The 6,495-nt window shown below is 42.8% G+C and carries 8 protein-coding genes and 1 pseudogene; 8 read left to right on the top strand and 1 reads right to left on the bottom strand.

From position 1 onward, the window contains the following. The 4 genes and pseudogenes from ACP45E_RS10765 to ACP45E_RS10750 all read left to right on the top strand — a co-directional run. Nucleotides 1–372 (top strand): annotated as a pseudogene (locus ACP45E_RS10765) (ArsJ-associated glyceraldehyde-3-phosphate dehydrogenase); the annotation flags it as partial. 12 nt (nucleotides 373–384) lie between these two features. After that, a complete protein-coding gene (locus tag ACP45E_RS10760) occupies nucleotides 385–888 on the top strand; it encodes a cyclin-dependent kinase inhibitor 3 family protein (RefSeq protein ID WP_017038504.1) in 504 nt (167 codons plus the stop codon). A gap of 102 nt (nucleotides 889–990) precedes the next feature. Further along, entirely contained in the window at nucleotides 991–2,208 is a 1,218-nt protein-coding gene (gene arsJ / locus ACP45E_RS10755) for an organoarsenical effux MFS transporter ArsJ (RefSeq protein ID WP_017038503.1), read from the top strand. A 122-nt stretch (nucleotides 2,209–2,330) separates the two neighbouring features. After that, nucleotides 2,331–3,344 (top strand): acyltransferase, encoded by a 1,014-nt coding sequence (locus tag ACP45E_RS10750; protein WP_017038502.1) that lies wholly within the window; start codon nucleotides 2,331–2,333, stop codon nucleotides 3,342–3,344. A 27-nt stretch (nucleotides 3,345–3,371) separates the two neighbouring features. On the opposite strand, the gene ACP45E_RS10745 is transcribed toward ACP45E_RS10750, so the two are convergent. Next, entirely contained in the window at nucleotides 3,372–3,698 is a 327-nt protein-coding gene (locus ACP45E_RS10745) for a DUF2500 domain-containing protein (protein WP_017036855.1), read from the bottom strand. Between the two features lie 238 nt (nucleotides 3,699–3,936). On the opposite strand from ACP45E_RS10745, the gene ACP45E_RS10740 reads away from it, so the two are divergent. From ACP45E_RS10740 to ACP45E_RS10725, 4 genes are all read left to right on the top strand, one after another. Continuing rightward, entirely contained in the window at nucleotides 3,937–4,302 is a 366-nt protein-coding gene (locus ACP45E_RS10740; protein WP_017036856.1) for a hypothetical protein, read from the top strand. A gap of 925 nt (nucleotides 4,303–5,227) precedes the next feature. Continuing rightward, a complete protein-coding gene (locus ACP45E_RS10735) occupies nucleotides 5,228–5,851 on the top strand; it encodes a lysoplasmalogenase (protein WP_017036857.1) in 624 nt (207 codons plus the stop codon). Nucleotides 5,852–5,887: 36 nt separating this feature from the next. Further along, nucleotides 5,888–6,124: a YecH family metal-binding protein gene (locus tag ACP45E_RS10730; protein WP_017038501.1), complete on the top strand. Its 237-nt coding sequence runs from the start codon at nucleotides 5,888–5,890 to the stop codon at nucleotides 6,122–6,124. A gap of 103 nt (nucleotides 6,125–6,227) precedes the next feature. Beyond that, a partial coding sequence (locus ACP45E_RS10725; protein ID WP_277815700.1) for a MarC family protein occupies nucleotides 6,228–6,495 on the top strand: 268 nt, incomplete at its 3' end.

Here is a 6,495-nt window from a genome sequence, read left to right as displayed (position 1 = left end):
GGTTCAGCTACGGCTATCGTTGAAATCTTCCCTGAGCTTAAGGGCAAAATTAACGGCCATGCCGTGCGTGTTCCACTGGCGAATGCATCACTGACGGATATTGTGTTTGATGTGAAGCGTGATACTACGGCGGAAGAAGTGAACGCGTTACTCAAAGAAGCGTCACAAGGAGAGCTTCAGGGCATTCTTGGTTTTGAAGATCGTCCATTAGTATCGATTGATTATCGAGGCGATCAACGTTCAACGATTGTTGATGCTCAATCAACCATGGTTGTGGGTACCCGTATGGTGAAAATCTACGCTTGGTATGACAATGAGATGGGCTACGCAACGCGCACCGCTGAGCTTGTTCGTACTGTTGGTCTAGCATAAGGAATAAATATAATGACAATTTCTCAAGTACACCCCACATGGCAGCTTGATCTAGAAATAGGTGCGTTAGTGCTTACTCCGTGTCCTGGCACAAAAGAAGCCGATCTAGATACCTCTTTAGCGCAACTGAAAGCACAAGGCGTAGAAGCAATTGTGACGGCTTTAGACAGCGCAGAACTAGCCAGTAAAAACGTGTCTGAGCTAGGCGAGAAAGCGCAAGCATTAGGTATGCACTGGTTTCAGATCGAGATTGAAGATGATTGTGCTCCGGGGGCTGATTTTGCGGCGAAATGGCAAGCGGTCAGTCCTGCGTTACATAAAGTGGTTGATGGCGGTGGTAAGGTAGCAATGCATTGTATGGGCGGCTCTGGTCGTACAGGTTTGCTAGCTGGACATTTACTGCTCGAGAAAAATTGGGTTCTGAGCAAGATTGTTCAAGAAGTACAGGCGCTTCGTCCTGGTGCATTCACTAAACCCATTCAAATTGAATACATTCATGCTGTAGCGGCTCAGTAAGCTCGTTTATATACACTGAGTGCACAGGTTTAAGGGCTTTTGAGACATGATGATCCAAAAGCCCTTTTTATCACGTGATGGTTTACCTTATGAGAAGCTCGTATGTTTTCAAATTTAAGCAAAAGTGTTCGCCAATATATGTTGGTGACCTTTAACTACTGGAACTTCACCATTACCGATGGTGCGCTGCGTATGCTGGTGGTTCTGTATTTTTATGACCTTGGGTATAGCTCGTTAGAGATCGCTTCACTGTTTCTTTTTTATGAATTCTTTGGTGTGGTGACCAACTTAATTGGCGGATGGCTTGGGGCTCGCCTTGGTTTGAATAAGACCATGAATATTGGGTTGGGGATGCAGGTGATAGCACTGGGGATGCTGGCGGTACCTAGTGCCATGTTAACGATTCCTTGGGTGATGGCCGCACAGGCACTGTCTGGTATAGCCAAAGATCTCAACAAAATGAGTGCGAAAAGCTCAATCAAAACGCTGGTGCCAGACAAGCAGCAAGGGGCATTGTATCAATGGATTGCGGTTCTGACGGGCTCTAAGAATGCGCTCAAGGGAGCCGGCTTCTTTATCGGCGGTCTCTTGCTTTCAACCATAGGTTTTCAATATGCGGTGCTGGTGATGGCAGCTGTGCTTACGTTAGTGTTCATTAGCAGTGTGGTGAGTTTAGACGCGGATATGGGCAAAGCGAAAACTAAGCCTAAGTTTAATCAGATTTTTTCTAAGTCTGAGTCCATTAATATCCTCTCAGCAGCGCGCATGTTCTTGTTTGGGGCTCGTGATGTATGGTTTGTGATTGCTTTACCCATTTATCTTGGAAGCGTGTTTGGTTGGGATCACGCATGGGTGGGCGGTTTTCTCGCGACTTGGACCATTGCTTATGGGGTTGTTCAAAGTATCGCACCGAGAATAACCGGTAAGGCTCAAGGTCAAGTTCCCGATGGTCACGCAGCGTTTCTCTGGGCCTTGGCATTGACCGCGGTTACCGCAGGTATTGCCTATGCTGTACAAGTGGGGTGGCAGCCAGAGCTTGTTATTATTGGCGGATTGATGGTGTTCGGCGCTATTTTTGCTGTTAACTCATCACTTCATTCGTATCTGATTGTGAGTTATGCCAAAGGCGATGGCGTGTCACTGGATGTGGGTTTTTATTATATGGCCAATGCGATGGGGCGTTTGATCGGTACGATTCTATCTGGTTGGGTATTTCAAATGGGGGGCCTTGCAGCCTGCTTATGGGTTTCTTTTGCGTTTTTGTTATTGACGACATTCATCTCGATAAAACTGCCAAGGCTAAACCAAGTGGCAGCATAAATTAGCCAGAATCTGGACTCAATGGAACAACATGTTTTAACCAAAATCTGACCAGGATGTTACATCATCGGATTTTTTGCTGCTATATTCGATCTGTTCATGATGGGAGCTAGGAGTGTTTGGTGAGAGAGCGTGTTCAATTTTTTGATTTATTACGCTGCGTTGCTGCGGTTGCTGTTATTGCGATTCATGTACTTGCGCCTTATCGCCATGAGTTAGGCTCCATTCCTTTTGACCAATGGCTAACGGCGGTGAGTATCAATGGGGTATCGCGCTGGGCCGTCCCTGTCTTTATCTTGATATCAGGCGCCCTGATGCTTAGTGATCAGCGACCGTTCGACGCCAAATACTATGTCAAACGTCGACTCGGTAAGGTGTTATTGCCTTTTATTATTTGGTCTTTGTTCTATGCGTATTTATCAGGCTGGACTCTCGCGGGATATGATATCGGGGTAACTAAACAGGTACTGTCTGACAGCCTAACGCACTCCACGTACTATCATTTAGGCTTTTTCTACTACTTCATTCCGCTCTATTTTGTGATTCCGTTGCTGCAAATATTTGTGCGTCGAACAACGGATGAAGCGGTCTATACGTTGGTGGCGGTTTGGTTGTTCACGACGGTACTTTACTTGTTCAAGGTAGATGGGCCATGGAGTAATCAGTTTTGGTTGTACTCTGGTTACTTACCATTAGGGTATGTGCTATTTAAGAAAGTACCGCTTAATAAAACCAGTGTTGGGATCTTTACCGGTCTTGGTGTAATCGCACTCGTTGCTACAGTGGTATCGGTCGTGAATTTAAGTGTGACGGCAGACGCCTATACTGTGGGCCGTTGGCTATCCTATAAAACACTTAACGTTATATTGGCCGCGAGTATGGTATTTATGCTGTGCCGTTATTTTGGAGAGAGTTTATCAGAGAAAACGCGCAAGGTTGTTGGTGTGATTAGTCAAAATAGTTTGGGGATCTATATCCTACACCCGATTTTTCTGTGGCCGATGAAAGAGTTTGGTTGGTATCAGGGACACCCTGCATGGGTTATCCCAGTATGGATTGTGGTCAGTGGTGCAGGGGCGTTGTTATTGAGTGTCTTGTTTTCTCATTCAGCAAAGACACGTTGGTTGCTGCCATAGTCACCAAATAAGCGATACCTTATAAAGCTAGCGTTTCATCGCGAAGTGAAGAAATTTGTCCCCTTGGTAGGTGAGTGTTCCCTTATCACCAGGGTTTAGTGCATGGTAATAATGGACACCTATTTGAAATTCTCGCTTAGGACCGACAGCTCCGCGCTGTACATAGATCCAAAACTCTTCTTCTTCACCGGGTTGGGCATCAGGAACCTGAATGGTTTGTTTATCTAAAATGGTGACGTTAACCGACTGCTCAGGCGCATTTTCTCCTTGGATGTGCTTTCGATAAAAACCAAGGAAGACCCAAGCTGCGCCTAGCGCTAACAGGGCTACCGCAATAAAAAGTGAAACAGGCATGACGCTCTCCGTAATATTGACAAGTTATTGTAGCCTCGACTGTCACTGAGTTTTCTGTTTGTGATCATGAATCGTGACCGATGTATTAATCTATTCATCAATTAGTTTAGATTAGCTTACTTTCAATGGGTTACAGATCGAGGTTTATCAATTATTTTTGGAAAATACTCGAAAAAGTGATGTGCATATAGAAGAATGGAAGTATGCCTGTCTACAATAATAGCCATGGAGGATTGCAATGTCTGATATTGAAAAAGTCGTTTTACGCACCCGTAAACTCGAAGCATTGCTCCGCGGGCACTATCACGCGGATGGAAAAGGATTGCATCAGTTAATCAGTAGCTGTGAAGAGCGACTTCCTCATGATGTGATTGGAAAACTGAGATATATCGCGACAATTCGCAATAAAATCGTTCATGAAGATGACTATGAGCTAGAAGATAGGCGGTCTTTTCTTTCTACCTGTGATGAATGTGAGCAGGAGCTAACACCGAGAAGCGGACGTTTTATTTGGCGAGTCGCGATTGCTTTAATGATGTTTATCACTTTAATAGCGCTAGGGTTTTACTACGTACATTGGGATGAATTATCGAGACATTTATAATTGAAATGAATCAGTAATGTCGATGGGTAAGTTGAAGTGATTTATCTATGAGCTAAAAAAACAAAAGGGACGCAAATGCGTCCCTTTTGTTTTTTGTGATTTTAGTAATACATCACGGGCAGGGTCATTAAGCCAACTACCACGGCGATCATTACAAGTCCTTGTTTTTGTGAAGAAGTAATCATAACTCTGCTCCTCTGTTTAGATGTTTGATACTGTGCTAATAACAATAGCACTGATTTGGTGGTTTGATCAAGTATTTGTTTGGCTAACCTTCAAAATACTAACTTTACTCTTGGTTAATTGACGTGAAACATAGCTTTAGTTGCCTGGTTTTGTTCTGTTTTTATTTTGAGCTAATCGTATCTATTTTTGTCTTTATTATTTTAACTCATTGTTTTTAATTTAAATTTAATAGTTCACTTAGTGTTCGTTGTTTGTTTTTTTGTTGTTTTGGGTGGTTGGTTGCCTGTGTGGTTTCTATCTTTGTAAAGTTGGGGTAAATTTGTTTTATATGTGGGGGAATTAAAGGTTAATGCTATAACCTCTGTTTAATTGACTATAAAGTCATTTATTTTCCTCGTATAAATGGATTAGCGATCTCCTGGGTTTTCAAGTTGTTGTTTTCCCTTTTATTTAATTTATATCATTGTATTTATTGGGTTTTATAAATATTTCTTGGCTTTATTTTTTATCTAACGTGGCATGTTTTCTATTTTTAAGGATTGGTTTTAGTCTCTTTGTGCTCAAAGTGTCGATAATCGACCATACTGAAAGAACCACTGAATCAGGATAATGGTAGGTAGTGACCGCCGTAAAAACGCGTTACAAAGGAATCACAATCGAGATCCAATTTTTGTCATACACTCCTAGACATCACCTGTTACACGCCTAAACTGGCGGCGTAATAAAAAGAGGTGGTGGTATGTGGAGTTGGATGTCTGTCGCTCTGGCGGGCTTTGTGAGTATTTCAGCAAATGAAAATAGTAAAAATACGCAAGCGATAGCTTTTCGAGCGGTGAGTTTTCTCTTTTTATTGATCATTTTGTTTCAAAAGAACGCGGAATTGACTCCAGTTCAGCTTTGGATCTCTCTTGGGCTTGGCATTTCAATGCTAGGGGATTCCTTGTATCTGCTTAAGCGTTATCACCGAGTCTGCTTTACCTGCTTTTTGGTTGCACAAATATGTTTAAGTAAGTCGTTTTGGGTTCAATTATCGGGTGGCATCGAGTGGTGGTTGCCGGCCTTTTTGTTGGCCAGTGGCTTGTTGGCTTTTTTCCTGTTACTTCCTCAGATTGATCGCTTGATTTTCCCTGTGACACTGATGGGGTTGGTACTTGTTCAATTAGCTTGGGCTGCAGGGGCTGTTTGGCTATTGCAGTCATCAATGTTGAGTTTATTCGGCTTTATTGGTTCTTTAGTCCTTATTCTATCGGCAGGTCTTTTAGCTATTCATGATTATCGACGTCCTATTTTAGGTGGGAGATATGTGGTTTCTGGTGCTTATTTACTTGCGTACTCTCTGATTACCGCTTCTGCTATTGTATAATGCGTCATTCACTTAACGGTTATGTAGGTAGTTCCAATGTCTAACGAAATCCACGCGCATGCTGTGCTTAATATGCTCCGTGAAAATGCAATGACGGAAGAGGCGTTACGAGAAGCGGTTGCTAAGGAATACGGAAATGATGTTACGTTTCGTACTTGTAGTCAGACTGGTTTTGAACTTGATGCGCTGCTGGAATTCTTTCAGCGAAGAGAAAAAGTATGGGTAAAAGATGGCGTATGGTCGCTGAATGCCGAGCGTGTTTGTAGCCACTAATTTTTCGACATTGCATCTACCTATTATTGTTATCTAAATCCGGTTTCTTAAGGGCGTTGAAGTCGTTATACTGCGCCAACTCTTTTTAACCGGATTGCTTGTTATGGAAATTTTATCTGCCGCGACCATGTTGTTTTTGATCATGGATCCATTAGGCAATCTTCCTATCGTTCTCTCTATACTCAAACACTTAGATCCTAAACGACGTCGTAAAGTGTTATTCAGAGAGTTGATGTTTGCTCTCGTGATTTTGATGACCTTCTTATTTGCAGGTCAAAGCATTATGAACTTCTTGCAGGTTGAACCGGAAACGCTCAGCATTTCAGGCGGAATCATATTGTTTATTATCGCCATTAAGATGATATTCCCAA

This window comes from Vibrio genomosp. F10 str. 9ZD137, assembly GCF_049974785.1.
In the GTDB taxonomy this organism is placed as follows: domain Bacteria; phylum Pseudomonadota; class Gammaproteobacteria; order Enterobacterales; family Vibrionaceae; genus Vibrio.
Note: the sequence above shows the minus strand (reverse complement) of the source record. Positions and strands in the feature narration are given on the sequence as shown.